This is a genomic window from Massilia rhizosphaerae (genome assembly GCF_016093545.1).
Taxonomy (GTDB): Bacteria; Pseudomonadota; Gammaproteobacteria; order Burkholderiales; family Burkholderiaceae_D; genus Telluria; species Telluria rhizosphaerae.
Genome location: NZ_JADKYX010000003.1, coordinates 168,220 through 193,247 on the forward strand (window position 1 = coordinate 168,220; position 25,028 = coordinate 193,247).

A 25,028-nucleotide genomic window follows, 5' to 3' on the forward strand; every position below is an offset into this window, starting at 1 on the left:
GCGGGGCAGGGCGTCGAAAGGTTCGCGCCGACTGGCGGCGGCGCGAACCGGGAGACGCCCGGGGCGGCCGCCCCGGGGCATCGATGGAGAGACGGTCAGTACTTCCAGTTCAGCGACAGGCCGACGGTGCGGTCGTAGCGGCGGGTGTCGCGCGGGTACAGGTTCTGGTCGTTCCAGTAGTCCACGTACTTGTAGTTCAGCAGGTTCGTGCCGGTCAGGGTGACCGACAGGTCCGGCGTGATCTTGTAGCTGAGCGAACCGTCCAGCGTCGACATCGGCGCGGCGATCAGGTTCATCGCCGGCGACGTGCCCGCGTTGCCCGGACGGTCGCCGTACGTCTGCACGAACTTCGAACGCCAGTTGTACGCGAGGCGGGCCGACACACCATACTTTTCGTACAGGGCGACGAGGTTGTAGGCGTTCTTCGACAGGCCCGGGAACGTCAGGGTCGGAACCGAGGAGCCGCCCGATTCCGTGATGCCGCCTTCCATGTAGGTGTAGTTGGCTTCCATGCCGAAGCCGCCCAGCCAGCCCGGCAGCTTGTCGAAGAACTGGCGGTACGAGAATTCCAGACCCTGCAGGTGGCCCTTGTCCGTGTTGAACGGACGGGTGGTGTCGTAGTTCACGCCCTGGTAGGTCTCCGGCACGGCCTTGTACAGGATGTAGCCGTCGAAGTTGTGGCGGAACGCGGCGACGCTGACCATGCCGGTCGGTGCGAAATACCATTCCAGCGAGGTGTCGAAGTTCACACCCTTGATCGGCTTCAGGTTCGGGTTGCCGCCGGATGCCGTCGCCTGGACCGTCGTGCCGTTCGAGTTCACGTACGCGGTGCCCGGGTTCAGCTGGGCGAAGTCCGGACGGGCCAGCGTCTTGCCGTAGGCGAAGCGGGCCAGCAGGTCGCGGCGCAGGTGCGCGGTGAAGTTGGCGCTCGGCAGCACGTCGGTATGGCTGGTGCTGACCGGCGTGTCGACGTAGTTGCCGTTCACGACGTTCTTGCCGGTCAGGTCGGAGTCGGTCTTGGTCACGCGCACGCCCACCACGCCGTCCACCGGCACCTTGGCGAGGTCGAAGCCGACGCGCGATTTCAGGTAGACCGCGTAGTTCTTCTCGGTCTCCTTGAAGAACGATCCCGGATCCAGTGCCTTGGCGGCCGAGTTGCCGGTGACGGCCTGGCGCACGGTGCCCGTGCTGTCGAGCATGAAGCTGGCGCACGGCGTGTACCAGTTCTGCGTGCCGTAGTTGACCGACGTCGACGGCACCGTGCAGGCCATCGCCGGCAGGGTCGAGGCCTTCACGTTGGCCGGGGCGGGCACGCTGCCTTCGAACGACTTGATCGATTCGGCCGAACGGTTGGACGCGCGCACGCCGGCCGTGAAGTCCTTGAAGAAGCCGTCGCTGTCCGGGGTGTAGGTCGCGTCGGCGCGGAAGTCGGTCGAGCTGCCCTTGTCGTTGCCGTAGCGGTCGAACAGCTGGAACAACGTCGCGTTGTTCGCGCTGCCCATGTCGATGCCGCCGTAGCGCATGAACGACGAGCCGTCGACGTTGGTCTTCACGAAGACGTCGGGCACGTTCATCAAGGTGTCGAGGATCGGGTTGCGCCAGTCGTAGTGCGACGTGGTCTGCGCGATCTCGGCGTTGGCGCGCAGGTTTTCGTTCACGCGCCACTTGCCGCCGACGGCGTATTGCGACGTCCGGTTCTCGGAGGCGCGCGCCTGCGTCGACAGGATGGTGTTGGCGTTCTTCGACGTCAGCGTGTCGAGCTGGTTGGTGCCGGGGATCTTGGTGCCCTTGATGCCGGCGCCGTCCGCCCACCACGGCAGGCCGACGAAGAAGTCGGTCTCGTCGCGGTTCTGGTAGTGCGAGGCCAGGCCTTCCGCATACAGTTCGACGTCGCGGTTCGGACGGTACTGGAAGGCGAAGTTGGCGCCGGTGCGCTTGCGCTGGCCGTAGATGGCTTCGATGCCGACCAGGTCCGGGCCGGTCAGGTTGGGTAGCAGCCAGTCCTTCTGGATCGGGAAGGTGTTGAAGTCGCGCTCTTCCCAGAAGTGGTCCTTGACGAACGACACGCCGACCAGCGCGCCGAATTCGCCGGCGGCCGTCTTCCAGCGGTTCGAGTACATCGCGCTGCCTTCCGGATCGGTCTTGCCGGCCTTGTCCTTGTTGCGCATGCCGACGTTGACGGACGCCGTCTGGCCCTTGAAGTCGAACGGACGGTTGGTGCGCACGTCGACCACGCCGGCGATGCCGCCTTCGATCTGGTCGGCGGCCTGCGATTTGTAGACGTCCACGCGCTGCAGCATGGTCGACGGGATGTCGGCCAGCTGGATGTAGCGGCCCGTGGTCGTGAACATTTCGCGGCCGTTGAGCATCGTGGCGATGCCCGGCAGGCCGCGGATCAGCACGGAGTTCGCTTCGCCGGCGTCGCGGCGCACCTGGATGCCGGACACGCGGGCGATCGTCTCGGCCACGTTCGTGTCCGGGAATTTGCCGATGTCGTCGGCGACGATCGAGTCGACGATGTTGTCGGCATCCTCCTTGATCTTCTGGGCGCTCTGGGCGGCGCGGCGCAAGCCGGTCACGACGACGACGCTGTCCGGCTTGGCGGCGTCACCGGCTGGTGCGGCGTCCTGCGCGAAGGCCGGGACGGCGGCCAGCAGGCCGGCGCCGGTCAGGGCGAGGACGCTCAATTTCAGTTGGAGAGGGGGGATGGCCGTGTTCCGGCGGCCTTTGGGGGTACGAGTAGACATATTGTCTCCTGAGAAAGTTATTGTTATGCCGAGCACTGAAACCCATCTTATGGACGAGTAGCCTAAACAATCCAATGACTTTTTCCCGGACTTTGATATCGATTTTCGTATGAAAAGCGCTAACATTCGTGGCGCTCATAGGGCTAATGCAATCGATTCCGTATTGAGGTAGCGCAAATTCTAGATTTTGAGCGTGGTTGCCGGACAACGGTGGGGGCGGGCGAATCGATCCGCAGGTGTCGCGCGTTGGCCGGCACTCGGCATCCACGAGTGAAATGAAAAAGGGCGCTGCCGGTGTGAACCGGGCAACGCCCTGTGTGGCTAACGGGGGCTTCTTGACCGCCGGGGATTACATCTTCCAGCGCAAGGCAGCCGAGACCGAACGTCCGATCTGGAGCGTACCGAAATTGCTCACCTGCGCATTACCCGCATCGCCGAAGTGGTAGTACTGCTGCTGCATTTCGTTGGTCAAGTTGACGCCGCTGATATCGACCGACATGTTGTCGTTGATTTTGTAGGAGACTTGCATGTCCACGCTCTTTTCCGGATGTCGCCAGATACCGATCGGATTTGCAAACAAGGCGGCTTCGTTGGCGGCCAGGAAGCCGGAGCGCCAGACATAGGACAGGCGCGCGCTGACCGGGCCCTTTTCGTAAGCCAGGGTGGCGTTGTAGGAGTGGTTGGACACGCCGAAGAACGGTGTCTCGAGCTGGGAGACGATGACGCCGGCATCATTGGCGTCGGGCACGTTCTGCGACGAGGTGAGCTGCGTATAGCTGCCCTGGACGCCCAGACCGTTCAGCGCGCTCGGCAGCCACTTCGGGAAGTAGATAAAGCCGAGCTCGGCGCCACTGATCGTGCCGTTGGAGGCGTTGACCGGCGAGTTGATGACGTAGTCATAGCCGTTCGTATGGTCGCCGCCCGAGGTCGAGTTGCGGAACGGGTCGTTCGCCGGATCGACGTGAACCCTGTGACGCAAGCCCACGACCAGGCCGTCGATCTTGCGCTTGAACAGCGTGCCGTAGAGTGCGCTGTCCTTCTGGAAATACCACTCGGCCGTCAGGTCGAGGTTCTTGGAGCGCGTCGGTTTCAGGTCCGGGTTGCCGCCGCTGCCCGAGCCATAACCCACCTTCGACACGTCGTCACCGAGTTGCAGGACAGGATTCAGGTCACCGAAGTTCGGGCGGCGCAGGGTTTCACCATAGTTGGCGCGCAGCACGACGTCCCGGGATGGGTCGTAAATCAGGGTCATGCTGGGCAGGACCTTGTGGGTCGACTTGCTGGCAGTGGTCGGCGTGACCGCCTTGGTGGTGGCATCGACCTTATAGAAGGTCATGCCGGTATTGACCTTGACGTAGCGCACACCGAAATTGCCGCGCAGGCGATGGCCGAACAGTTCGTTCTGGGTATTCCCCATCAGGAAAAGGTTGGTCGTCTTTTCATCGACCTCGAACGTCTTCTGCAGGCTCAGTTTGTCCGTCGTCAGGAAGTTCGGATCGGCCGCGTTATAGAGCGAACGCCAGTCGTCGATGTGGTCGCGGATGTAGTAGGCATTGGGCTCCACCCATGAGCGCGGAACGTCCGAGATGTCCGTGCCGAAGTTCGAGTTGTTGGAGGCATACCCCGAACCCAGCGAGGCAAGGTTGCGGCCCAAGTAGGCCGATTGCGTCCGGTTGGCCTCCGACGCCTTGCGGTCGTCGAAGCGCACGCCGAACTGGAGCGTCTGCAGCGCACCCCAGTCGGCATCGTAGACGCCCGACAGATTGGCCGTCGCGGCGCTGCCCTTGTTGCGGTTGGCGTTATCGTAGAACTGCGCAACGTTCCACTTGGACGGGTCGGTCAGGTCGGCATCGTTGTTGAAATGGAACGACGTGTTGTTGCTGCCGTCATTGAAGTTGACGTTGATGGACGGTGCAACGCGATCGATCCGGGTGGCCGTGAATTCCGAGTGATAGGTGCTGGTCTGGTACGACAGGTCACCGTCCAGCTTCAGATTGTCGCCCACGAACCACTTGCCGTTCAGGGCATAAACGTAGGAATCGGTTGCCGACGTGGTGTAGTCGCCGCTGTTGAAGCCATAGACGCTACCGACCGTACGGCTCTTGATGACGTTCGTTCCCGGGTACGTGGTAATCGATCCCGCAGGGTCGTTGCCGAGCGCCCCCCACCAGTCGACGAAGCTGAACAGCAAGCGGTTGAAGGACTTGTCGCGATAGCCGTTGTACATCGATTCGAAGGTGTAGACCGAATCGCTGTTCGGTTTCCACTGCAAGGCGATATTGGCGGCAGGACGCTTGCGCTCGCCGTGAACGTCGCTCTGGAAAACGGCGTCACGCGACAGGTAATACGGATAGGCCTTGCCGTCGAAATTCAGCGTCGAACCCGCTGCCATCGGCAGGCCGGTATGGGTACCAGGCGTCCAGATATTGTTGTCGAAGATGCGCTGCAAGGGCGTGTAGCCTTGGGGATCTTCGGCGGCATTGGGGCTGACGAACGGCACCATGGCACCCGGCGTCACGCTTTCATTGCGGTAGCTCGTCTTGGTGTCCGCCAGATTGACCAGGGCGCCGAATTCGCCGGCGCCGGTTTTCCAGCGGTTGCTCAACATGGCGCTGAGCTGCGGGTTCGCCTTTTTCGCGGGATCGAGATAGGTTTCACGCGCCGACAGCGAAACTTGCTTGCCCTTGAAATCGAACGGCCGCAGCGACTTGACGTCGACCTGGCCTGCGATTCCGGTTTCCAGCTGGCTGGCGTCGCGCGTCTTGTAGACGTCGATCTGGCGCACCAGGGTCGAGGGAATGTCCTGAAGCGCGACCTGCGTGCCGGACGCGGTAAAAATATTGCGGCCGTTCCAGGTCGTTTCGACGTCGGGCAGACCGCGGATGGACAAGGTGCCGACTTCGCCGCCGGCGCGGTTGGTGACCTGGATACCCGTGACGCGCTGCAGCGCTTCGACGACGTTGTTGTCGGGCAGCTTGCCGATGTCTTCGGCAACGACCGATTCCACGACCTGGTCGTTGGTGCGCTTGATCGCCAGGCTCTTGATCAGCGATGCCCTGACGCCTGTGACGACGACAACGTTATCGCTCTTGGCGGCGTCACCGGATGCCGCGGCGTCCTGCGCCAGGGCCGGGACGGCGGCCAACAGGCCGGCGCCGATCAGGGCGAGGACGCTCAATTTCAGTTGAAGCGGGGGCTGGGCCGTGTTCCGGCGGCCATTGGGGGCATGAATCGACATGTGGTCTCCTGAGAAAGTTATTGTTATGCCTGGCACTGGTTACCATCTTATGGACGAGTAGCCAGAACAATCCAATGATTTTTTCCCGGAGTGCGATATCGATTTTGACATTGACAGCGCTAACATCGTTCGCGCTCAGAGATTTATGCAATCGATATCGTGTTGAGATTGCGCAAACTTTGGATTTTGAACGTGGTTGCGTGACAACGACGGGGAGGTTGTTGTTGTTCGGCTGCCACGCATTGGAGATCAAACGAGACCGAGCGATTCCGTGCCCGCCGAGAAATCGCGGTTCTTCGCGTGCTTGCTGTTGAGCTTGATGTTGAGACGCAGGTCGTTCACGGAGTCCGCGTTGCGCAGCGCGTCCTCGTAGGTGATCTTGTCGGCCTCGTACAGGTCGAACAGGGCCTGGTCGAAGGTCTGCATGCCCAGCTCGCGCGACTTCTTCATGATCTCCTTGATCTCGTGGACTTCGCCCTTGAAGATCAGGTCCGAGATCAGCGGCGAATTCAGCATGATCTCCATCGCCACCACGCGGCCCTTCGCTTCCTTCTTCGGAATCAGGCGTTGTGAGATCAGGCCCTTCAGGTTCAGCGACAAGTCCATCAGGAGCTGCTGGCGGCGCTCTTCCGGGAAGAAGTTGATGATGCGGTCCAGCGCCTGGTTCGAGCTGTTGGCGTGCAGGGTGGCCAGGCACAGGTGGCCCGTCTCGGCGAACGCGATCGCGTGTTCCATCGTGTCGCGGTCGCGGATCTCGCCGATCTGGATCACGTCCGGCGCCTGGCGCAGGGAGTTCTTCAGCGCGGCCTCGAAGCTGTCCGTGTCGACGCCGACCTCGCGCTGCGTGATCACGCAGTTCTTGTGCGGGTGGACGAATTCGACCGGGTCTTCGATCGTGATGATGTGGCCGTGGCTGTTCTCGTTGCGGTAGCCGACCATCGTCGCGAGCGTCGTCGATTTGCCGGAGCCCGTGGCGCCGACCATGATCACGAGGCCGCGCTTGGTCATGATCACATCCTTCAGCACTTCCGGCAGGTCGAGGTCCTCGAACTTCGGGATCGTCGTCGTGATCACGCGCAGCACCATGCCCACGGCGCCCATCTGCATGAAGGCGGAGACGCGGAAGCGTCCCAGGTCGCCCGGGCTGATGGCGAAGTTGGCTTCCTTCGTCAGCTCGAAGCCGGCCGCCTGCTTGTCGTTCATGATGGCGCGCGCGAGGTCGGACGTGTGCGAGGCCGTCAGGGCCTGGCTCGAGACGGGCGTCATGCGCCCGTCGATCTTCATCGCGGGCGGGAAGCCGGACGTGATGAACAGGTCGGAACCGCCCTTGCTGACCATCAGGCGCAGCAGGTCGAACATGAATTTGGAGGCCTGGTCGCGTTCCATCGTCGTGGTCTTTTCGAGGATTAGCCGGGGAAGTTTTCCGGGATCTTGGCGGCGGCGCGCGCGGCTGCGGGCGAGATCACGTTGCGGCGCACGAGGTCCGTCAGGTTCTGGTCCAGCGTCTGCATGCCGACGTTGGAACCGGTCTGGATCGACGAATACATCTGCGCGATCTTCGCTTCGCGGATCAGGTTGCGGATCGCCGGCGTGCCGATCATGATCTCGTGCGCGGCCACGCGGCCGGAACCGTCCTTGGTCTTCAACAGCGTCTGCGAGATCACGGCCTGCAGCGATTCCGACAGCATCGCGCGCACCATCTCCTTTTCCTCGGCGGGGAACACGTCGACGATACGGTCGATCGTCTTCGCGGCCGACGACGTGTGCAGCGTGCCGAACACGAGGTGGCCCGTCTCGGCGGCGGACAGCGCCAGGCGGATCGTCTCCAGGTCGCGCAGCTCGCCGACGAGGATCGCGTCCGGGTCTTCGCGCAGCGCCGAGCGCAGCGCGTTGTTGAAGGACAGCGTGTGCGGGCCCACTTCGCGCTGGTTGATCAGGCACTTCTTCGATTCGTGCACGAACTCGATCGGGTCCTCGATGGTGAGGATGTGGCCGTATTCGTTTTCGTTCAGGTGGTTGATCATCGCGGCGAGCGTCGTCGACTTGCCGGAGCCGGTCGGACCCGTCACCAGCACGAGGCCGCGCGGCTTCATCGCCAGTTCGGTGAAGATCTTCGGCGCGTTCAGCTCTTCCAGCGAGAGGATCTTCGACGGGATCGTCCGCATCACGGCGGCGGCGCCGCGTTCCTGGTTGTAGGCGTTGACGCGGAAGCGCGCGAGGCCGGGGATCGCGAACGAGAAGTCGCACTCCAGCATCTCTTCGTACTGCTTGCGCTGGCCGTCGTTCATGATGTCATAGATCATGCCGTGCACGTCCTTGTGCTCCAGCGGCGGCAGGTTGATGCGGCGCACGTCGCCGTGCACGCGGATCATCGGCGGCAGGCCGGCCGACAGGTGCAGGTCCGAGGCTTTGTTCTTTACGGAGAAGGCCAAGAGTTCCGAAATGTCCATTTATAATCCTTGGGCTTTGCAGCACGTGTCTAACCGAAAAATATTTCCTGTAGAAAACCATTATGTCCACAATCGCAGCCAACTTGCAAGCTGTCGAAGCGACAATCCAGGCCGCCTGCGAGGCCGCGCAACGCCCCCGTTCCACGGTCCAGTTGCTGGCGGTTTCAAAGACGTTTCCCGCGGACGCCGTGCTGGAAGCGATCGATGCGGGCCAGCGCGCGTTCGGCGAAAACTATGTGCAGGAAGGCGTCGACAAGATCGCCGCTGTGGCAAAAGCGCGACCGCACGCGGTGTTGGAGTGGCATTTCATAGGACCAATCCAGAGCAACAAGACGCGCCCCATCGCGTCCAGCTTCCAGTGGGTGCACACGGTCGATCGCCTGAAGATCGCGCAGCGCCTGTCCGAGCAGCGCCCGCCAGAACTGGGCCCGCTCGACATCTGCCTGCAAGTGAACATCAGCGGCGAAGCCACCAAAAGTGGCGTGAAGCCGGAGGAGCTGGAGGGCCTGGCCAGGGCCGTCGTCCAGCTGCCGAACCTGCGCCTGCGCGGGCTGATGGCGATCCCGGAGCCGCAGGCCGATCCGGCCCTGCAGCGCGCCCCGTTCGCGCGCCTGCGCGCGCTCGCGCAGGACCTCGGCCGCGCCGGCATCCAGCTCGACACGCTGTCGATGGGCATGTCGGGCGACCTGGAATCGGCCGTGCTCGAAGGCGCGACCATCGTACGCATCGGCAGCGCGATCTTCGGCGCGCGCCACTACGAATAACCATCAAGGATACGCATGAAGATCAGTTTCATCGGCGGCGGCAACATGGCCACCGCCCTCATCGCCGGCCTGGCCGGCAAGGTCGCGCAAGCCGCGGACATCCACGTCGTCGATCCGAACGCGGAAGCGCTCGAGCGCCTGCGCACGCAGTACGGCGTGACGACGTCGCCCGACATCGGCGCGGCCGTCGCCGCCAGCGACGTCATCGTGCTCGCCGTGAAGCCGCAGCAGATGCGCGACGTCGCGGTCCACCTGCAATCGCAGTTGGCGAACCAGCCGCTGCTGTTGTCGATCGCGGCCGGCATCCGCGGCGCCGACCTGTCGCGCTGGCTCGGCGGCTACGGCGCCATCGTGCGCACGATGCCGAACACGCCGGCATTGATTGGCCAGGGCATCACGGGGATGGTGGCGATGGCCGGCGTCGGCGCTGCGCAAAAGGACGCCGCCGACAGCATCATGCGCGCAGTCGGCCAGACCGTGTGGCTCGACGAAGAGAGCCTGATCGATCCGGTGACGGCGGTGTCGGGCAGCGGTCCGGCCTATGTGTTCTACTTCCTCGAGGCGATGGAACAGGCGGCCGTCGAACTGGGCCTGTCCGCGGAGCAGGGCAAGGCGCTCGCGCTGGCCACGTTCACGGGCGCGGCCCAGCTGGCGGCGGAGTCCAGCGAACCGGTCGACGTGCTGCGCCAGCGCGTGACGTCGAAGGGCGGCACGACGCACGCGGCCATCACCAGCATGGAGGCCGCCGGCGTCAAGCAGGCGATCGTCGCGGCGATGAAGGCGGCCGCCGCGCGCGGGCGCGAGCTGGGCGACGAAATGGGGCGCGACGCCTGAGGGCCGGCGCGCCTTGCGTCACGGTCGGCCTGAACCTGCCGCGGTCACCGGCTTTGCCGCCAGGTCGACCCGGGTGAACTTCAGGTTGCGCGCTCTTGCGGTGCCCAGCGTGAAACCGGTGCAGCCATCCTGCGCATTGCACTGGTATTGGATGGTGCCGAAGCCGGTCTCATAGGGGCCCGCGCCGTTAAAGCCGAGTACGACCGTGCCGCCCGGGTAGGTCAGCACGACGTCGCCGTCCTTGCCGTCGACCGTGTACAGCACGTGCAACTCGTCGCTATAGAATTCGCCTTCGAGACGCTTCAACTCGTCCCCGCGCGGTATCGGACGCGGGCCACGCTTCGCCGGCAAGTCGCGCCCGCCCCGGTGCAGGACGCCGCCCGCGACCACGCCGTCCTTGCCGGGTGCGTCGAAAGTGAACTGCGCGTCGGTCGCCCTGGCGAAGAAATCCCGTTTGCCGTAGGCGAATGCCCGGATCCTGGGCTGCCCAACGCCCATCGCCATCAACCGGCCGTCCTCCTTGGTGAAGACGATGCCCGCTTGCGGGGACAGGGCGTAATAGCCGACCAGCGCGTCCAGCTGCGCCGGATCGAGAGCGATTTCCTTGAACACCTTGGCGGGCACCGCGGGCGCGGCCGGTTCCGCGCCGGGTACGTTGTCGAGATACATGTCGGCGATGCGCCTGACGGCCTCGTAGATGTTCACGTCGGACGCGTTGGCGAGCACCACGACCGACAAATGCTGGTCCGGGAAGCGCGACAGCAAGGCGCCGTAGCCGCTGATCATGCCGCTATGCTCGACCAGCCGCAAGCCACGGTAAGTGTAGACGAACAGGCCCGATGCGTAGTCGTTCGGTTTGCCGTCATTGAACACGCCGGTTGCCTGCATCTGCCTGACCACGTCCATGCCGCCGACGCGCCCATCGTAGAAATTGCGGTCCCATAGGGCCAGGTCGCCCGCCGTCGTCAACACGCCGCCGTCGCCGACCGTGGAAATGTCGACGGACACGTATCGATAGCCGCCGCCGTCGGCGGGTTGGTACGATGACGCGCGTCCGGACACCAGATTGCCGTAGCCATGCTGGAACAGCGTGTGCTTCATGCCGAGCGGTTCGAAGATGCGTTCGCGCGCAAACTCGGGCAGCGGTTTGCCGGACACGCGTTTCACGATCTGCGCGAGCAGCATGTAACCGGTGTTGCAGTAGTCCCATTCCTGGCCGGGGTCGAAGTTGAGCGCGCGTTGGCGCTTGACGAGGGCCAGGGCCATGTCCTCGGTGATGACGTCGTCGATACGCAAGCCGGCCATCTCTACCATCGACAGGTAGTCGCGCAGACCGCTGGTGTGGTGCAGCAGATGGCGGATGGTGATGGTCTTGCCGAAGTCGGGCACTTCCGGCAGGTATTTGTGGATGTCGTCGTCGAGCGACAGCTTGCCGGCCTGCGCCAGCAGGTGAATGGCAAACGCGGTGAACTGCTTGGACATCGAGCCGATGAAGAATTCGGTGGCGGGCGACATGGGCATGCGGCGCTCGATGTCGGCCATGCCATAACTTTTCGTGAACAGGACCTTGCCGTCGCGGATCACCTCGACCACGGCGCCCGGCGTGTCCGGGCGGTTCCAGTTGGCGAACAGCGCATCGATCTGCCGTTCCGGCGACGGGGATGGGTGCGAGGTGACCGCCGTGGCCGCAGCGGCCGTTTCCGCCTGCGGCAAGATGGCCAGCGCGGCCGCGAATAACACGATTCGATGCATGGGGTCTCCCGTACGTAATTCAGCGATTCGTCATGGGACTTCGCGTCGGCTCACCCGACAGTTGTCAGTATGGCAGATATTGAACCCGTTGCTTCCATTTTGTGGAAATTATTTTTCCATCAAAAGGAAGCTATATGTTCCATGCATCGGTATGTGCGTGCGGCCGACAGCATCATGCGCGCCGTCGGCCAGACCGCTTGCGGCAGGCAGCCGCGGATCGCGCTGGCCGCGACGCCCGAGCGTCAGGGCGACGGCGGCGCCAGCCGGAACGCGACATCCTTGTCGCGATCGGCGCCGAGCCAGCCGTCCTTGAACACCAGCTCCGCCACCTGGATGACCGTGCGCTGGTTCCAACGTGGGTCCGTGGCCGCTTCGGGCTCGTTTCCCTGGTGGACGAAATAGTAGATGAATGCGCGGTCGCCATCGACGACGACGTCCGCGTGCTGTCCCTTGGCGCGGTCGGTCGCATGGTGGCCCGGTTCGCCCAGGATGTAGCCTGGCTGCTCCGTCCAGTGGGTCGCATCGTCGGACCGCAGCACCATCAGGCCCTTCCACACGTCGACGACCATCCAGTAATACCCCTTGAAGCGGAACACCTTCGGTCCCTCGCCATGGGTGGGATTGACCGGTTCGTCGCTCGTCTTCTTCCACGTGCGCAGGTCCCGGCTGTCGGCGGCGAGGATGCGGCTGCCGGCGCGCTCGTCCTTGTACCACATGCGGTAGCCCGGTCCGATCTTGATGACGGTCGGGTCGATCATGCGGCCGGTGTCCAGCTTGACGGTGCTCTCGCACTCCCATTTGGACAGGTCGGTGCTGGTCAGGTGCACGATGCGGCCGTCCGCCCCGGGGCCGCCCCACCGGTGGAAGATGCCCGGCACGACCGTCAGCCACATGTGGTACGTGCCGTTTTCGTACAGGATCTCGGGCGCCCAGGACGTCACGTCCGTGCACGCCTTGGGAAAATCGGCCGTGCCCTGGTAGCGCCAATGCACGCCGTCCGGGGACGCGGCGATCCCGATGGCCGTGCCGTGAACCCATGCGACGTCTTTCGGATCGGGCAGCTTCAGGGTTGCCCGGCGATTCGTATAAAACATCTTCCACAGTTTGGCGGCGCGGTCGTACACGATGGATACGTCCGCCGCGCCGTCGAACACCGGGTCGCGGTACAGTGGTTTGGGCGCCGTGTCGGCGGCATATGCCCAGCTCGACAGGGCCAGCGGCACCGCAATGGCCAGGGTAGTGAGGATGGATTTCATAGGGTCTCCAGTGGGTTTCGCACGTCGGCGCAATGATTTGTTCCGAGATCATAGCAAGTTTGAGATATCGATAACAAAAATGGCTGGCCTACCGCAAATTTTTTTTCGCGCGCGTGTCGAATCCGCGCGCCGTCGATCGTCGTCAGAATGCAGGACCCGTCATCCCAACCAACATTCGACACGAGGACATCATGAACAAGCAGATCATCTTCAACCTGCCGGTCAAGGACCTGGACAAATCGAAAGCCTTCTTCGCCGCGCTCGGCTTCGGCTTCAACCCGGCGTTCAGCAACGAGAGTTCGGCGTTCATGGACGTCGTCGACGGCACGCTCCACGTCATGCTGATGACGGAAGCCTTTTTCAACTCGTTCACGAACAAGCCCGTCGTGCACGCCAAGGAGGCCAACGAAGTCATCATCTGCCTGAGCTGCGAGAGCCGGGACGAAGTGGACAGCCTGATCGCCAAGGCCACCGCGGCCGGCGCCCGCATCCCGCATCCGCCGGAAGACCACGACATCATGTACGACCAGGGGTTCGAGGATCTCGACGGCCACCTGTGGAACCTTGTCTGGATGGCGCCCCAGGCCTGATGCGGCCGGAATGGTAGGATAGCGGTCCGCAACAAGGAGGACGCCATGACCGTATTCGCCATGCCCGTATTCGACGCCACCGTCATCTACGACGGCAAGGAGCTGTTCAAGGGCCAGGGGGCCGCGCGCGGCTGGGCCGAGAAGCTGGCCAAGGAAATCGAGACCGACGTCACGGTCGAGAAGATCGGCACCGGCTGGGCGCTGTGCGCCCGGCTGGACGGCGCCGATTGCCGCTGGGGCATCCTGGGCCAGCGGCTCAAGCGGCTGGACTGAATGGCCGCGCTGACGGTCTCGCGCATCCTGCACGCGGGCTATGTGTTCGAGTGCGACGGTACGCGCATCGCCTTCGATACCATCTTCGAAAACCCGTTCAGCCGCAACTGCCACGCCTTCCCTGACGTGCGGTTCGACGCGGCGCGGATCCGGCAGCAGCGCTTCGACGCGGTGTTCATCTCGCACTTCCACGACGACCACTGCTCGCTCGAGAGCCTGGACCTGCTGGACCGCGCCACGCCGCTGTACCTCTACTGCCTGTTTGACGAGCTGTTCGACATGGTGCGCCAGCTCGGCTTCACGCGCGTGCACGCGCTGCGCCTGGACGAGCCGGTGGACGTCGGCCCGTTCCACGTCGTGCCGCGCGAAGCGATGGATGCGGACGTCGATTCGATGTTCCAGATCCGCGCCGCCGGGCTGAACGTGCTGAACGTGGTCGATTCCTGGATCGACGACGCAGCGCTCGCGCGGCTGGTCGCGCAGAAGCCGTGGGACCTGGTTTTGTGGCCGTTCCAGACCATGCGCGAAATCGAAGTGCTGGCCCCGTCGCGCGCCGCGCCCGCGCCGCCCGCGTTGCCGGAAGACTGGTTGACCCAGCTGCGCGCGCTGGCGCCGCGCCACGTCGTGCCGAGCTCCTGCCAGTTCGCGCTCGAGCCGTGGTCGTGGTACAACCGCGCGTTCTTCCCGATTTCGTATGCGCGGTTCGCGCAGGAAGTCGAGGCGGCGCTGCCGCAGGCGCGGGTGATGCGCATGGATCCGTCGGTGTCGATGCGGCTCGATGCCGACGGGCTGCATCCGGCGCCGCCGCTCGACTGGGTGATCCCCGTCGGCCCGCAGGACGTCGACTACGGCTATGCCGGCAATGCCGATGCGCCGCCCACGAGCGAGATCGCGCGCCATTTTCCGGCGCTGACGGACGCCCAATGGACGCGCGTGCTGGACTACTGCCGCACCGGCCTGGCGGACGTCTACGCGGACCTCGATGCGGCCGGCGACTATTTCGACGAGCCCCGCGTGTGGCAATTGTCGCTCTACGATCACGCGGGCGCGGTCACGTGCTTCCGCTACCGGCTGGAACCGGGCGGCGCGGCACGCGTCGGCGACGACGGCGGCCCGCTGGGCTGGACCACCGACATCCCCGCCATCAAGCTGTACGCGGCGTTGGCGCTGGGCGAGTCGCTGACGTCGATGTACATGCGGATCAACGATGCCGTGTTCGACGCCGCCACGGAACGCGAGCTGGCGGAGGCCGACGTGGTGGACGACCCACTGATCCGCTGCCTGTTCAGCGAAGGCTTCGGCGCCTACCAGCGGGCGCAGTTGCGGCGCCTGCAGGGCCTTGCGGACTGAACGACGTTCAGTTCAGGACGTGCGCCGCGCGAGGCCGGCGATGACGTGCTCCAGCGGCGTCGTGCCGGCCCGTTCGACCGCGCAGGGATCGCTCTTCATGTCGATGTGCGGGCCGTTGAGGCCGCGCGTCATTTCCGTGAAACCGGCCAGCGCGGCCGGCGAGAAACCGGCATCCGCCAGCGCGTCCGGCCACGCCGCTTCCGGCACGACGGCCACGTCGACGGGGCGTCCGACCGTGGCCGCGACGATGGCCGCGACGTCGTTCGGGGTGTAACCCCTGGGGCCGGAAAGCGTGACGATGCGGTTCCCTGTCCATGCGTCCTGCAGCAACGCGGCCGCGGCGCTGCCGACGTCCGCCGTCGCCACCATCGGGATGGGACGCCGCGCCGGCGCCAGGAACGACGGCAAGGTGCCGCTCTGCACGGCGTGGCCGACCAGCGGCGTCCAGTTCTCCATGAAATAGGCCGCGCGCAGGAAGGTGGCGGGAATGCCCGTGTCTTCCAGGCGCTGCTCGAACGTCCGGTTCATCCCGATCCATCCCGTCCCGCTCGTGCGATCGGCGCCCACCGAGGACAGCGCGACGAGCTTGGGCACCTGAGCCGCGACCGCCGCGCGCGCCGTCGTGGATGCAATCAAGCCGGCGTGCTCGAACAGGTCGTCGCGCCCGTAGTGCTGCGGACAGACGACGTAGGCGCCGCGGGCGCGGCCGAGCGCGCTGGTCATCGCGTCCGGATCGGTGAGGTCGGCGACGGCGACGTCGGCGCCGCGTGCGGCCCACGGGCGGCCCTGGGTCGGGTCGCGCACGACGACGCGCACGGGGCGGCCGGCGCGCAACAATGTATCGGCCGCGGCGGCGCCGGTGCGGCCGGTCACGCCGAACACGACGTAGGGGAGAGGCGAGGAAGCAGTCATGGCAAAATCTCCTGTCAAGTTGAAGGAGAAGCGTGCATCATTGGCGGACATGCATCAATGACATGAAAGTCATAGCCAACATGCGTCAAGTGGATTTGTCTGCCGTCGACCTCAATCTGTTGAAACTGTTCGAGGCACTCGTGCGCGAGCGCAGCGTCACCCAGGCGGGCCTGCGCCTGGGCTTGAGCCAGCCGGCCGCCAGCCGCGCGCTGGGACGGCTGCGCAACATGCTGGGCGACCGCCTCGTCGTGCGCGGCAAGCTCGGGCTGGAGTTGACGCCGCGCGGCGAAGCGCTGGTGGGGCCGGTGGCACGGCTGCTGGACGATGCCCGCGGCCTCGTGGCGCCGGCCATCTTCGATCCGGCCTCGGCGACGGGGCGCATCACGATCGCCGCGCATGACCACCTGAGCCTCGTGGTCCTGGCCGGCCTGGTCGCCCGCCTCGAGCGACAGGCGCCGGCGCTCAGCCTCCACATCGCGCAACCCGCCGGGGACAACGTGCGGCTCGTCGAGCAGGGGCTGGTGGATCTCGCGTTGGGCATCTTCGCGGACCTGCCGGGCAGCCTCTATCGGCGCGGCCTGTACACCGATCGCTACGTGTGCATCGCGCGGGCCGGCCATCCCTGCGTGGCGGCGGGCCTCGGCCTGGAACGGTATGTGAGCCTGCGCCACGTCGCCGTGACGATTTCCGGCCTGGGGGAGAGTGCGGTCGACACCGCGTTGTCGGCACTGGGGCTCACCCGCCGCGTCGCGCTGCGCGTGCCCCACTTCATTGCCGGCGCGATGCTGGTGGCCGACAGCGACATGATGCTCACCTTGCCGAGCCACCTGGCGCGCCGGCTGGCGGACAAGCTGCCGATCGTGCTTTTGGACTTGCCGCTGCAGGTCGCGCCGTTGGCGCCGGCCATGATCTGGCACGAGCGCTTCCAGGGCGACCCTGCCCATGCGTGGGTCAGGCAACAGTTGGTGGACGTCGTCGCGGCGTTCGAACCGGCCGGGTGAAGCCGGCCGGCGCTCCGCTTCAGCGCCGCAGCTGCGCCACGACGCCGAGCGCGCCGCGCGCCATCTTCCACACGGACAGCGCTGACGTGGCCAGGCCGGCCAGGCGCTTGCGGCGCATGAGGACGAGCCCCAGCGCGGCGCCGGCCGCGCCCAGCACGACCTTGCGGTTGGCGGCGACGACGCCGGCCAGCGGCAGCCCGGCCAGGGCCCTGGATGGCCGCAGCGCGTCCAGCTCGTAGGCCAGGCCCACGCGCTGCTCGGCGCATTGCTCGATCAGCGCGGCGCGGCGCGCGGCGAAGTTGGACTTATTCATCGGCCGCTCCCGTGCGATGCGCCGCCGCGTGACGCAGATAGTCGATGTCGTTGCGCAGCTCGGCCAGCGTGGACGACAGCAGCGGCGCCTCCGCGTTCATGCTGGCGCGTACCTTCATGAGGATGATGGCGGCCGCCGCGCCGAACAGGACGGCCATGCCGCCGACGGCCTGCAGGCGGTAGGTGTCCCAGAAGAGGGCGATGACGAACAGCGCGGCCAGCAGCAGGGCGCCGGCCGCCAGGAACACGGCCAGCAGGGTCCACGCGAGGTGGCCCAGCAGGCGGCGTGCGTCTTCCTGGAATTCGACGGCGGCCAGTTCCAGGCGCGTGCCGGCCATGGCGACGAGCGTCGCCGCGATGCGTCCCGCCGTCGCGAGGAACGTCATTTACGGGCGATCAGCATGCCGATCACGACGCCGACGGCGGTGCCGAGGCCGACGGCCTTCCATGGGTTTTCCTTCACGTATTCGTCGGTGGCCTTGGCGGCGACCTTGGCTTTTTCGACGGCGGCTTCTTCCAGGCGGACGATGTCTTCCTTGGCCTTGACCAGGGTGCGCTCGAACTTCACCTTGGCGGCCTTGAACTCTTCGCCGGTCAGGTGGCCGCTGTGGCGCAGCCAGGCTTCCGCGTCCTGGATGACGGTCTTCAGGTCGGACAGCAACTGGTCGCGGGCACCGGTCTGGGTCGGGATTTTTTCCATCATGGGTTGAACCTCTCGTTATCTGATGTTTCGATTATGTTACGAACAATACTATCTGGCAGCGCGTAAAACCCCTTCCTTCAGGGCGGGGATATAAGCGCGGGGAGGCAACGCGTCCCTTGCTTTTCTTGCCACCGCTGATAAACTGTTCATCCATACAGTATCCGGTTGCGCAAGACGATGGGCAAGTCAACGGAACGGAAGGCGGTGCGCGTGCTTCGGCTAAGGCTGAAGGACAAGCACGCGCGCATTCTGTGCGAAAAAGCCTACTGGGTCAATCAAGTCTGGAACTATTCAAACGAGCTTTCGTACAAGGTCTGGGAGCGCGAGAGAAAATTCCTGTCCGGGTATGACTTCGCCAAGTACACGAAGGGCGCCAGCAAAGCCGGCATTCCGCTCCACTCCCAGACCATCCGGGCAATCTCCGAAGAATACGCCATCCGGCGCAAGCAGGCTGGCAAGGTAAAGCTGCGGTGGAGGAAGTCTACCGGCGCACGGCGATTGCTCGGCTGGATCCCGTTCAAGGCCTCGGCGCTCAGTACCGTAATGGCCGGCTATGGATGTCGGGCATCGATACGCCGCTTGGACTCTGGGACAGCCATGGACTCGGCGGCTACGAGCTTGGGGCTGGCAACCTTGCCGAGGATTCCCGCGGCCGCTGGTACATCAATATCTGCGCCACGCCCAAGGTCAAGCCGATGCAGCAACTGCAACTGTTCAATGACACGGTTGGCGTCGACCTGGGTCTGAAGGATTTCGCTGCCACCAGCGATGGCGCCGTGATCGAGACGCAGCAGGTGTATCGCGCGCTGGAAGAGAAGCTTGGCATTGCCCAGCGTGCAAACAAGAAAGCCCGGGTGAAGGCGATCCATGCGAAGATCGCCAATCGCCGCAAGGATTTTCACCACAAACTCAGCCGCAAGCTGGTTCACAGCTACGCGGCGATTTTCATTGGCAATGTGAACGCATCAGCCCTCGCTAAGACACGGATGGCAAAATCCGTGCTGGACGCCGGCTGGTCGCAGTTCCGAACCCAGGTGCGGTACAAGAGCGATGACGCTGGCAACTGGTTCGATGAGGTCAATGAAGCGTTTTCAACCGTGACCTGTTCTGCATGCGGTGCACGCAGCGGCCCTGGCGGGCTGAAAGAGTTGCGAATAAGGGAATGGACCTGTCCGGATTGCGGCGCGAAACACCATCGCGATGTCAACTCCGGCAAGAACATCGCCGCGGCGGGACGTCGTCGCCTGGAAGCAGGAATCCTCGTCCTTTGGGGCGGGGAGGACGTCAACCTAATGCATAGTCTAGCGCGACGCCAGCAAACACGGCCGCACCCAACCAGTTGTTATGGTTGAAGGCGGCAAAGCATTTCATGCGGTCGCGGCCGCGGATCAGCGTGTAGTGCCAGGCCGCCATCCCGGCCGCCACCGCGATGCCGGCCACGAACCACCCGCGTAGGCCCAGCATCCAGCCGCAGGCGAGGTCGATGCCGAGCGCCGCCGCGTAGCACACCATGATGGCGAATACGTCGTAGCGGCCGAACGTGATGGCCGACGTGCGGATGCCGATCCTGAGGTCGTCGTCGCGGTCGACCATCGCGTATTCCGTGTCGTACGCCACCGACCAGAACACGTTCGCGGCCAGCAGCCACCATGCGACGGCCGGCACGCGGTCCTGCACGGCGGCGAACGCCATCGGGATGCCGAAGCCGAACGCGATGCCGAGGTAGGCCTGCGGGATCGCGAAGAAGCGCTTGAAATACGGGTAGCTGCCGGCCACGATCACGGCCACGACGGACAGCTCCTTCGTCAGCGTGTTGAGCGGCAGGATCAGGAGGAACGAGACGAGCGCCAGCACGGCCGCCACCATCAGCGCTTCCCAGCCCTTGATGCGCCCGCTCGTGAGCGGACGGTCGACCGTGCGCTTGACGTGGCGGTCGAAGTCGCGGTCGGCGTAGTCGTTGATCGCGCAGCCGGCGGACCGCATCAGCGCCGTGCCGACGACGAAGATGGCGAGGACCCGCGGGTCCGGATGGCCGCCAGAGGCCATCCATAACGCCCACAGCGTGGGCCACAGCAGCAGCAGGATGCCGATCGGCTTGTGGGCCCGGACCAGGCGGAAATAGAGCGCCAGCTTGTTCATTGTGCGTGGTGATTGAATATCTGCAAGGTCAGGATTGTAGCCTGTCGGGGCGCGCCCGGCGGTACGGCGCCGATCGCGGGAACCGATCGCGCCTGCGTCGACGATGCACAAGGCATGGGAGGCGGGCGCGATTTACGCTGCCGCTTTCGACTAAGGAGATCTCGTATGCAGTTCGCAACCATGGTGGTGCTGGCCGGAATCGGACTCGGTTGTTGTACGTGCGCGCACGCCGGCGGGCAGGAGGAGCAGGAAGGGTGGACGGAAGCGCAGTCGCTGCGCGAACTTCCCGCCGGCATCCAGGCCCTGCTGGGCGTGGGACTCGGCGCGGACGGCATCGCGGACCGGGGCGAGGATTTCAACGAAGGCGAGTTGGGCGCCGACAACATGCCGATGCGCCGCTTCGCGCTCGGCGTCGTGAACGGCGACACCGCCCTCGTCGCCGTGGAACAGGGCGGACGTACCTATGCCGTGCGCGCCGTCGAATTCAGGCAGGCCGGCGCGACGTGGGACGCGGTCCGCTGCGCGCCGATGAGCGAATTGCCGCGCCGCGGCGTGGAACTGGCCGACGTCTTCGACGGGCGCCATGGCGGGCATCCCGGGCCGTGCCGGGACTTCGGCATGCGGCTGGCTGCGCCGATCGGCGCGGCGCCGGCCGGCCCGGCCGTCCAGGCGCGCGTCAGGCCTCGGCCTGGAGCGTGACCATGTCGACGCCGGGCAGTCCGCAATCGGCCACGGCCTTGACGACGGCATCGATGGCGGCCCGGCGCGTAAAACTCTTGCGCCACACGATCACGATGCGGCGCGACGGCGCCGGATCCTTGAACGGGACGAAGGTCAGCATGCCGTTCGGATCCTTCATGTCCGGCACCGACGCGCGCGGCAGCACGGTCAGACCGATGCCGCTCGCGACCATGTGGCGGATCGTTTCCAGCGACGACCCTTCGAACGTGCGCTGCATGCCATTGCCCGGCGAGGACGAGAAGCGCGCCATCTCCGGGCAGACTTCCAGCACCTGGTCGCGGAAGCAGTGCCCCGTGCCCAGCAGCAGCATCGTCTCGCTCTTGAGGTCTTCCGCCGCGATGTCCGTGCGGGTGGTCCACGGGTGGTGCTTCGGCATGGCGACGACGAACGGTTCGTCGTACAGCGGCTGCACGGCCATGCCGTGTTCCGGCAGCGGCAGGGCCATGATGGCGGCGTCCAGCTCGCCCTGGCGCAGCATGTCGAGCAGCTTGACCGTGAAGTTTTCCTGCAACACCAGCGGCATCTGCGGCACGTGCTCGATCAGGTTTTTCACGAGCGGCGGCAACAGGTACGGGCCGACCGTGTAGATCACGCCCAGGCGCAGCGGGCCCGCCAGCGGGTCCTTGTTCTGCTTGGCCAGTTCCTTGATGGCGGCCGTCTGCTCGAGCACGCGCTCGGCCTGCGCGACGATCTGCGCCCCCAGCGGCGTGACGGACACTTCCGAGCCGCCCCGTTCGAACAGCGTCACGCCGAGTTCGTCTTCGAGCTTCTTGATGGCGACGGACAGCGTGGGCTGGGCGACGAAACAGGCTTCGGCCGCATGCCCGAAGTGGCGGGCGCGCGCGACGGCGACGATGTATTTCAGTTCGGTCAGTGTCATGGGATCTTTCTTGCCTGCCGTGTTCTGGGAGACACGTTTGCCTAGGTTTTAAGCAGTCTGGCACTATTTTACCGGTAAAGCCATGGATATAATGGCCGGGCTGGCGATGTTGCCGAGCGTTAATAAAGAGGCATCCCATGTCTTCGACCTTCGGCCCGGCGGAAGCCCAGGCCTATATGCACAAGCTGCTCACGGTGATGAATCACCAGGGCGGCTCCGACTTGTTCATCTCGGCCGATTTCCCGCCGAGCATGAAGCATCAGGGCGCCATGAAGCCCCTGAGCAACCAGCGCCTGACGGGCGAGGTCACGCGCGCACTGGCCCTGTCCCTGATGAATGAGCGGCAACGCGCCGAGTTCGAGGCGGAGATGGAGTGCAATTTCGCCATCTCCCTGCCCGGCGTGTGTCGTTTTCGCGTCAACGTGTTCGTGCAGCAGCAGAGCGTGGGCATGGTCGTGCGTACGATTGCGTCGGAAATCCCGAACTTCGAAAAACTCGACTTGCCCGAGGTGTTGAAGGACGTCGTGATGACGAAGCGGGGCCTCGTGCTCGTCGTCGGCGGCACGGGGTCCGGCAAGTCGACGACGCTGGCGGCGATGATCGATTACCGCAACAGCAACTCGGCCGGCCACATCATCACGGTCGAGGACCCCGTCGAATACGTCCACAAGAACAAGAGCTGCCTCATCACGCACCGCGAGGTCGGCGTCGACACGCTGTCCTGGCACAACGCGCTGAAGAATACGCTGCGCCAGGCGCCGGACGTGATCCTCATCGGCGAGATCCGCGACACGGAAACGATGGAACACGCGATCGCGTTCGCCGAGACGGGCCACCTATGCCTGGGGACGCTGCACGCGAACAATGCGAACCAGACGATGGACCGCATCATCAACTTCTTCCCGGAAGAGCGGCGCAACCAGTTGCTGATGGACCTGTCGTCGAACCTGCGCGCCATCGTGTCGCAGCGCCTCGTCCGCACCGAAGACGGCAAGGGCCGCAAGGCCGCCATCGAGATCCTGCTGAACACGCCGACCATTGGCGAGATGATCCTGAAAGGCAATTTTCAGAGCATCAAGGAGATCATGCAGAAGTCGCGCGAACTGGGCATGTGCACGTTCGACCAGGCGTTGTTCGAGCTCTACAACAAGGGCTATATCAGCTACGACGAAGCGATCCGCAACGCCGATTCCGCGAACGGCCTGCGCCTGCAGATCAAGCTGTCGGGCGAGCGGAAGGCGCCGGGGGAGGGCGGCGCCGCGGCGAAACCGGCCGAGCTGTCGATGCTGATCGAGGAGCCGGAAGAGGAACCGCCGGCCGCGGGTTAGCGCGGGTTAGAATGCACGCCATGCCACACTTCGAACAAAAACTCTGCACCCGCGCCACCCTGCCGCAACGCATCGCCGACCTGCCGCAACCCGTCGTGTTGACGAACGGCGTGTTCGACATCCTGCACCGCGGCCACGTCACTTACCTGGCCCAGGCCCGCGAACTGGGCGCGTCGCTCGTCGTCGCCGTCAACACGGACGCCTCCGTGAAACGCCTGGGCAAAGGCGACGACCGCCCCCTGAATACGCTGGCCGACCGCATGGCCGTGCTGGCCGCGCTGGAATCCGTCAGCCTCGTCGTGGAATTCGACGAGGACACGGCGCTGGAAGTGGTGCAGGAAGCCCGCCCCGGCATCTACGCGAAGGGCGGCGACTACGTCATGAGCGAGATCCCGGAAGGGAAGGCCGTGATCGCCTACGGCGGCAAGGCCGTCGCCATCGATTTCGCGCACGACCGCTCGACGACGAAGCTCGTCGCGAAGATCCGCCAGTTCGGCTGACCCTTCACAGTCACACCCCGCCCGCGAACCCGTTCTGGCGCCACGCCTCGTAGACGACGACGGCCACCGTGTTCGACAGGTTCAGGCTGCGGTTGTCGGGCATCATCGGCAGGCGGATGCGCTGGGCCGGCGGGAACGATTCGCGCAAGGCCGGGTCGAGGCCGCGCGATTCGGCGCCGAACACGAACACGTCGCCGGGACGGAATGCGGCGCTCGCAAACGGCGACGAGCCGTGCGTCGTCATGGCGAACATCCGGGCCGGATCGGGCCTGGCGTCGGCCAGGAAAGCGTCCCAGTTCTTGTGCACCTTCATCGTGGCGTAATCGTGGTAGTCGAGGCCGGCGCGGCGCATCTTGGCGTCGTCCAGCGGAAAGCCGAGCGGCTCGATCAGGTGCAGCTGCGCCCCCGTGTTCGCGCACAGGCGGATGACGTTGCCCGTGTTGGGCGGGATCTCGGGTTCGACCAGTACGACGTGAAACAAATGACTCTCCTAGATTAATGGGGCGGCGTGCGCGCGAACACGAAATTGGTCACGCGCGCCGCGCCGAAGCGCTTGAACGTGGCGGCCAGCTCGCCCAGGGTGTGGCCGCTCGTCATGACGTCGTCGACGAGGCCCACATGGCGTCCCTCGACGAGGTCCGGGTCCGCCACCGCGAACGCGCCGCGCACGTTGTCCGCGCGCACGCTGGGGGCCACGCCGGACTGGGCTCTCGTGTCGAGCGTGCGCAGCGCCAGCGCCGGATGACATGCTACCCCGAGTGCCGCCGCCAGTGGCCGCGCGATTTCCAGCGCCTGGTTGAAGCCGCGCTCGACGAGCCGGTTGGGCCCCAGCGGCACGGGGCACAGCAGGTCGGGCAGCGGCAGGGCGGCCGTGGCCAGCGCGGCGTCGCGGATCCGGCGCGCGAACCAGGGCGCGAGCGCGAGGCGGGCGCCGAATTTTAATTGAAGAACGAGCTGGTCGAGCGGAATCGCGTAGTCGACGGCGGCGACGGTGGCGTCGAAGGCGGGTGGGAACGCCAGGCACGCGCCGCAGGCCGGGGCCGCGACGCTCTCGGCCGACAGAGGGAGAGGATTGGCGCAGCGCCCGCAACGCGCCTGCCGCGGTCGCGCATAGGCCTCCCGGCACGCCGCGCACACGACGTCGTCGCACCCGCCCCCGCACAGGGCGCAGATGGACGGCATCAGCACGCGCAACAATGCTCGTGGCCAATGTCGCAGAGATGGATAAGGCGACGTCATCGTGATTTCTACCCATCAT

General features: G+C 65.1%; 24 protein-coding genes. 10 read left to right on the forward strand and 14 right to left on the reverse strand.

Translation table 11 applies throughout. From position 1 onward, the window contains the following. Nucleotides 1-95 precede the first annotated feature (95 nt). From ISF28_RS06395 to ISF28_RS06410, 4 genes are all read right to left on the reverse strand, one after another. Nucleotides 96-2,747 carry a TonB-dependent receptor gene (locus ISF28_RS06395; RefSeq protein WP_198116327.1) on the reverse strand — a complete coding sequence of 884 codons (2,652 nt, stop codon included), beginning with the start codon at nucleotides 2,745-2,747 and terminating at the stop codon, nucleotides 96-98. A 349-nt stretch (nucleotides 2,748-3,096) separates the two neighbouring features. Continuing rightward, nucleotides 3,097-5,985 carry a TonB-dependent receptor gene (locus ISF28_RS06400; protein WP_198116328.1) on the reverse strand — a complete coding sequence of 963 codons (2,889 nt, stop codon included), beginning with the start codon at nucleotides 5,983-5,985 and terminating at the stop codon, nucleotides 3,097-3,099. Nucleotides 5,986-6,234: 249 nt separating this feature from the next. After that, a complete protein-coding gene (locus ISF28_RS06405) occupies nucleotides 6,235-7,371 on the reverse strand; it encodes a PilT/PilU family type 4a pilus ATPase (protein ID WP_198116329.1) in 1,137 nt (378 codons plus the stop codon). Between the two features lie 20 nt (nucleotides 7,372-7,391). Further along, nucleotides 7,392-8,435: a type IV pilus twitching motility protein PilT gene (locus ISF28_RS06410; RefSeq protein WP_198116330.1), complete on the reverse strand. Its 1,044-nt coding sequence runs from the start codon at nucleotides 8,433-8,435 to the stop codon at nucleotides 7,392-7,394. 62 nt (nucleotides 8,436-8,497) lie between these two features. On the opposite strand from ISF28_RS06410, the gene ISF28_RS06415 reads away from it, so the two are divergent. Next, the gene (locus ISF28_RS06415) at nucleotides 8,498-9,199 is read left to right on the forward strand and encodes a YggS family pyridoxal phosphate-dependent enzyme (RefSeq protein ID WP_198116331.1); all 702 of its coding nucleotides are present in this window, start codon (nucleotides 8,498-8,500) and stop codon (nucleotides 9,197-9,199) included. 15 nt (nucleotides 9,200-9,214) lie between these two features. Continuing rightward, nucleotides 9,215-10,033 carry a pyrroline-5-carboxylate reductase gene (gene proC, locus ISF28_RS06420; RefSeq protein WP_198116332.1) on the forward strand — a complete coding sequence of 273 codons (819 nt, stop codon included), beginning with the start codon at nucleotides 9,215-9,217 and terminating at the stop codon, nucleotides 10,031-10,033. A gap of 18 nt (nucleotides 10,034-10,051) precedes the next feature. On the opposite strand, the gene ISF28_RS06425 is transcribed toward proC, so the two are convergent. Together ISF28_RS06425 and ISF28_RS06430 are read right to left on the reverse strand one after the other, a co-directional pair. Continuing rightward, nucleotides 10,052-11,785, reverse strand: coding sequence for a serine hydrolase (locus ISF28_RS06425; protein WP_198116333.1), 1,734 nt, complete (start codon nucleotides 11,783-11,785; stop codon nucleotides 10,052-10,054). A gap of 242 nt (nucleotides 11,786-12,027) precedes the next feature. Next, nucleotides 12,028-13,041 (reverse strand): family 43 glycosylhydrolase, encoded by a 1,014-nt coding sequence (locus ISF28_RS06430; RefSeq protein ID WP_198116334.1) that lies wholly within the window; start codon nucleotides 13,039-13,041, stop codon nucleotides 12,028-12,030. A gap of 191 nt (nucleotides 13,042-13,232) precedes the next feature. Between ISF28_RS06430 and ISF28_RS06435 the strand changes: the two genes are divergently transcribed. The 3 genes from ISF28_RS06435 to ISF28_RS06445 are packed head-to-tail and all read left to right on the forward strand — an operon-like array spanning nucleotide 13,233 to nucleotide 15,254. After that, entirely contained in the window at nucleotides 13,233-13,631 is a 399-nt protein-coding gene (locus ISF28_RS06435) for a VOC family protein (RefSeq protein ID WP_198116335.1), read from the forward strand. 45 nt (nucleotides 13,632-13,676) lie between these two features. Continuing rightward, nucleotides 13,677-13,904: a hypothetical protein gene (locus ISF28_RS06440; RefSeq protein WP_198116336.1), complete on the forward strand. Its 228-nt coding sequence runs from the start codon at nucleotides 13,677-13,679 to the stop codon at nucleotides 13,902-13,904. Continuing rightward, nucleotides 13,905-15,254 carry an MBL fold metallo-hydrolase gene (locus ISF28_RS06445; protein WP_198116337.1) on the forward strand — a complete coding sequence of 450 codons (1,350 nt, stop codon included), beginning with the start codon at nucleotides 13,905-13,907 and terminating at the stop codon, nucleotides 15,252-15,254. A 12-nt stretch (nucleotides 15,255-15,266) separates the two neighbouring features. Here ISF28_RS06445 and ISF28_RS06450 read toward each other — a convergent pair whose 3' ends face one another. Further along, nucleotides 15,267-16,166, reverse strand: a complete 900-nt coding sequence (locus ISF28_RS06450; protein WP_198116338.1) for an NmrA family NAD(P)-binding protein — start codon at nucleotides 16,164-16,166, stop codon at nucleotides 15,267-15,269. Nucleotides 16,167-16,228: 62 nt separating this feature from the next. On the opposite strand from ISF28_RS06450, the gene ISF28_RS06455 reads away from it, so the two are divergent. Continuing rightward, nucleotides 16,229-17,167 (forward strand): LysR family transcriptional regulator, encoded by a 939-nt coding sequence (locus ISF28_RS06455; RefSeq protein ID WP_229518912.1) that lies wholly within the window; start codon nucleotides 16,229-16,231, stop codon nucleotides 17,165-17,167. Nucleotides 17,168-17,186: 19 nt separating this feature from the next. On the opposite strand, the gene ISF28_RS06460 is transcribed toward ISF28_RS06455, so the two are convergent. The 3 genes from ISF28_RS06460 to ISF28_RS06470 are packed head-to-tail and all read right to left on the reverse strand — an operon-like array spanning nucleotide 17,187 to nucleotide 18,182. Then, complete coding sequence (locus ISF28_RS06460) at nucleotides 17,187-17,480, reverse strand: YqjK family protein (RefSeq protein WP_198116339.1); 294 nt, start codon at nucleotides 17,478-17,480, stop codon at nucleotides 17,187-17,189. Further along, entirely contained in the window at nucleotides 17,473-17,865 is a 393-nt protein-coding gene (locus ISF28_RS06465; RefSeq protein ID WP_198116340.1) for a phage holin family protein, read from the reverse strand. Before ISF28_RS06465 ends, ISF28_RS06460 begins: the two co-directional genes overlap by 8 nt. Next, nucleotides 17,862-18,182 carry an ElaB/YgaM/YqjD family protein gene (locus ISF28_RS06470; protein ID WP_036230048.1) on the reverse strand — a complete coding sequence of 107 codons (321 nt, stop codon included), beginning with the start codon at nucleotides 18,180-18,182 and terminating at the stop codon, nucleotides 17,862-17,864. Before ISF28_RS06470 ends, ISF28_RS06465 begins: the two co-directional genes overlap by 4 nt. A 470-nt stretch (nucleotides 18,183-18,652) precedes the next feature. Between ISF28_RS06470 and ISF28_RS06475 the strand changes: the two genes are divergently transcribed. Then, nucleotides 18,653-19,534: an RNA-guided endonuclease InsQ/TnpB family protein gene (locus ISF28_RS06475; protein WP_370663396.1), complete on the forward strand. Its 882-nt coding sequence runs from the start codon at nucleotides 18,653-18,655 to the stop codon at nucleotides 19,532-19,534. On the opposite strand, the gene ubiA is transcribed toward ISF28_RS06475, so the two are convergent. Beyond that, the gene (gene ubiA, locus ISF28_RS06480; RefSeq protein ID WP_198116341.1) at nucleotides 19,467-20,321 is read right to left on the reverse strand and encodes a 4-hydroxybenzoate octaprenyltransferase; all 855 of its coding nucleotides are present in this window, start codon (nucleotides 20,319-20,321) and stop codon (nucleotides 19,467-19,469) included. The two genes, ISF28_RS06475 and ubiA, sit on opposite strands and share 68 nt — an antisense overlap. Before the next feature lie 165 nt (nucleotides 20,322-20,486). On the opposite strand from ubiA, the gene ISF28_RS06485 reads away from it, so the two are divergent. Continuing rightward, the gene (locus ISF28_RS06485) at nucleotides 20,487-21,020 is read left to right on the forward strand and encodes a hypothetical protein (RefSeq protein ID WP_198116342.1); all 534 of its coding nucleotides are present in this window, start codon (nucleotides 20,487-20,489) and stop codon (nucleotides 21,018-21,020) included. Here ISF28_RS06485 and ISF28_RS06490 read toward each other — a convergent pair. Continuing rightward, nucleotides 20,998-21,942, reverse strand: a complete 945-nt coding sequence (locus ISF28_RS06490; RefSeq protein ID WP_198116343.1) for a hydrogen peroxide-inducible genes activator — start codon at nucleotides 21,940-21,942, stop codon at nucleotides 20,998-21,000. The genes ISF28_RS06485 and ISF28_RS06490 overlap by 23 nt on opposite strands. A gap of 137 nt (nucleotides 21,943-22,079) precedes the next feature. Between ISF28_RS06490 and ISF28_RS06495 the strand changes: the two genes are divergently transcribed. Both ISF28_RS06495 and rfaE2 read left to right on the forward strand, forming a co-directional pair. Beyond that, on the forward strand, nucleotides 22,080-23,270 hold the full coding sequence (locus tag ISF28_RS06495; protein ID WP_198116344.1) for a PilT/PilU family type 4a pilus ATPase: 1,191 nt from the start codon (nucleotides 22,080-22,082) through the stop codon (nucleotides 23,268-23,270). Nucleotides 23,271-23,290: 20 nt separating this feature from the next. Next, entirely contained in the window at nucleotides 23,291-23,770 is a 480-nt protein-coding gene (rfaE2, locus tag ISF28_RS06500) for a D-glycero-beta-D-manno-heptose 1-phosphate adenylyltransferase (RefSeq protein WP_198116345.1), read from the forward strand. 10 nt (nucleotides 23,771-23,780) lie between these two features. Here the strand turns inward: rfaE2 and trmL are convergent, their stop codons facing one another. Both trmL and ISF28_RS06510 read right to left on the reverse strand, forming a co-directional pair. Then, on the reverse strand, nucleotides 23,781-24,251 hold the full coding sequence (gene trmL / locus ISF28_RS06505) for a tRNA (uridine(34)/cytosine(34)/5-carboxymethylaminomethyluridine(34)-2'-O)-methyltransferase TrmL (RefSeq protein WP_198116346.1): 471 nt from the start codon (nucleotides 24,249-24,251) through the stop codon (nucleotides 23,781-23,783). Nucleotides 24,252-24,265: 14 nt separating this feature from the next. Next, entirely contained in the window at nucleotides 24,266-24,958 is a 693-nt protein-coding gene (locus tag ISF28_RS06510) for a ComF family protein (RefSeq protein WP_370663403.1), read from the reverse strand. Nucleotides 24,959-25,028 lie beyond the last annotated feature (70 nt).

Excerpts from the sequence above, each read along its gene's own strand:
- ubiA (WP_198116341.1), bottom strand. The coding sequence starts at position 20,321 with ATGAACAAGCTGGCGCTCTATTTCCGCCTGGTCCGGGCCCACAAGCCG.
- ISF28_RS06400 (WP_198116328.1), bottom strand. The coding sequence starts at position 5,985 with ATGTCGATTCATGCCCCCAATGGCCGCCGGAACACGGCCCAGCCCCCG.
- ISF28_RS06440 (WP_198116336.1), top strand. The coding sequence starts at position 13,677 with ATGACCGTATTCGCCATGCCCGTATTCGACGCCACCGTCATCTACGAC.
- ISF28_RS06430 (WP_198116334.1), bottom strand. The coding sequence starts at position 13,041 with ATGAAATCCATCCTCACTACCCTGGCCATTGCGGTGCCGCTGGCCCTG.
- ISF28_RS06490 (WP_198116343.1), bottom strand. The coding sequence starts at position 21,942 with ATGACACTGACCGAACTGAAATACATCGTCGCCGTCGCGCGCGCCCGC.
- ISF28_RS06460 (WP_198116339.1), bottom strand. The coding sequence starts at position 17,480 with ATGAATAAGTCCAACTTCGCCGCGCGCCGCGCCGCGCTGATCGAGCAA.
- ISF28_RS06470 (WP_036230048.1), bottom strand. The coding sequence starts at position 18,182 with ATGATGGAAAAAATCCCGACCCAGACCGGTGCCCGCGACCAGTTGCTG.
- ISF28_RS06405 (WP_198116329.1), bottom strand. The coding sequence starts at position 7,371 with ATGGAACGCGACCAGGCCTCCAAATTCATGTTCGACCTGCTGCGCCTG.
- ISF28_RS06425 (WP_198116333.1), bottom strand. The coding sequence starts at position 11,785 with ATGCATCGAATCGTGTTATTCGCGGCCGCGCTGGCCATCTTGCCGCAG.
- ISF28_RS06395 (WP_198116327.1), bottom strand. The coding sequence starts at position 2,747 with ATGTCTACTCGTACCCCCAAAGGCCGCCGGAACACGGCCATCCCCCCT.
- ISF28_RS06410 (WP_198116330.1), bottom strand. The coding sequence starts at position 8,435 with ATGGACATTTCGGAACTCTTGGCCTTCTCCGTAAAGAACAAAGCCTCG.
- ISF28_RS06435 (WP_198116335.1), top strand. The coding sequence starts at position 13,233 with ATGAACAAGCAGATCATCTTCAACCTGCCGGTCAAGGACCTGGACAAA.
- ISF28_RS06450 (WP_198116338.1), bottom strand. The coding sequence starts at position 16,166 with ATGACTGCTTCCTCGCCTCTCCCCTACGTCGTGTTCGGCGTGACCGGC.
- ISF28_RS06465 (WP_198116340.1), bottom strand. The coding sequence starts at position 17,865 with ATGACGTTCCTCGCGACGGCGGGACGCATCGCGGCGACGCTCGTCGCC.
- proC (WP_198116332.1), top strand. The coding sequence starts at position 9,215 with ATGAAGATCAGTTTCATCGGCGGCGGCAACATGGCCACCGCCCTCATC.
- ISF28_RS06445 (WP_198116337.1), top strand. The coding sequence starts at position 13,905 with ATGGCCGCGCTGACGGTCTCGCGCATCCTGCACGCGGGCTATGTGTTC.
- ISF28_RS06455 (WP_229518912.1), top strand. The coding sequence starts at position 16,229 with ATGAAAGTCATAGCCAACATGCGTCAAGTGGATTTGTCTGCCGTCGAC.
- ISF28_RS06495 (WP_198116344.1), top strand. The coding sequence starts at position 22,080 with ATGTCTTCGACCTTCGGCCCGGCGGAAGCCCAGGCCTATATGCACAAG.
- ISF28_RS06485 (WP_198116342.1), top strand. The coding sequence starts at position 20,487 with ATGCAGTTCGCAACCATGGTGGTGCTGGCCGGAATCGGACTCGGTTGT.
- ISF28_RS06415 (WP_198116331.1), top strand. The coding sequence starts at position 8,498 with ATGTCCACAATCGCAGCCAACTTGCAAGCTGTCGAAGCGACAATCCAG.
- rfaE2 (WP_198116345.1), top strand. The coding sequence starts at position 23,291 with ATGCCACACTTCGAACAAAAACTCTGCACCCGCGCCACCCTGCCGCAA.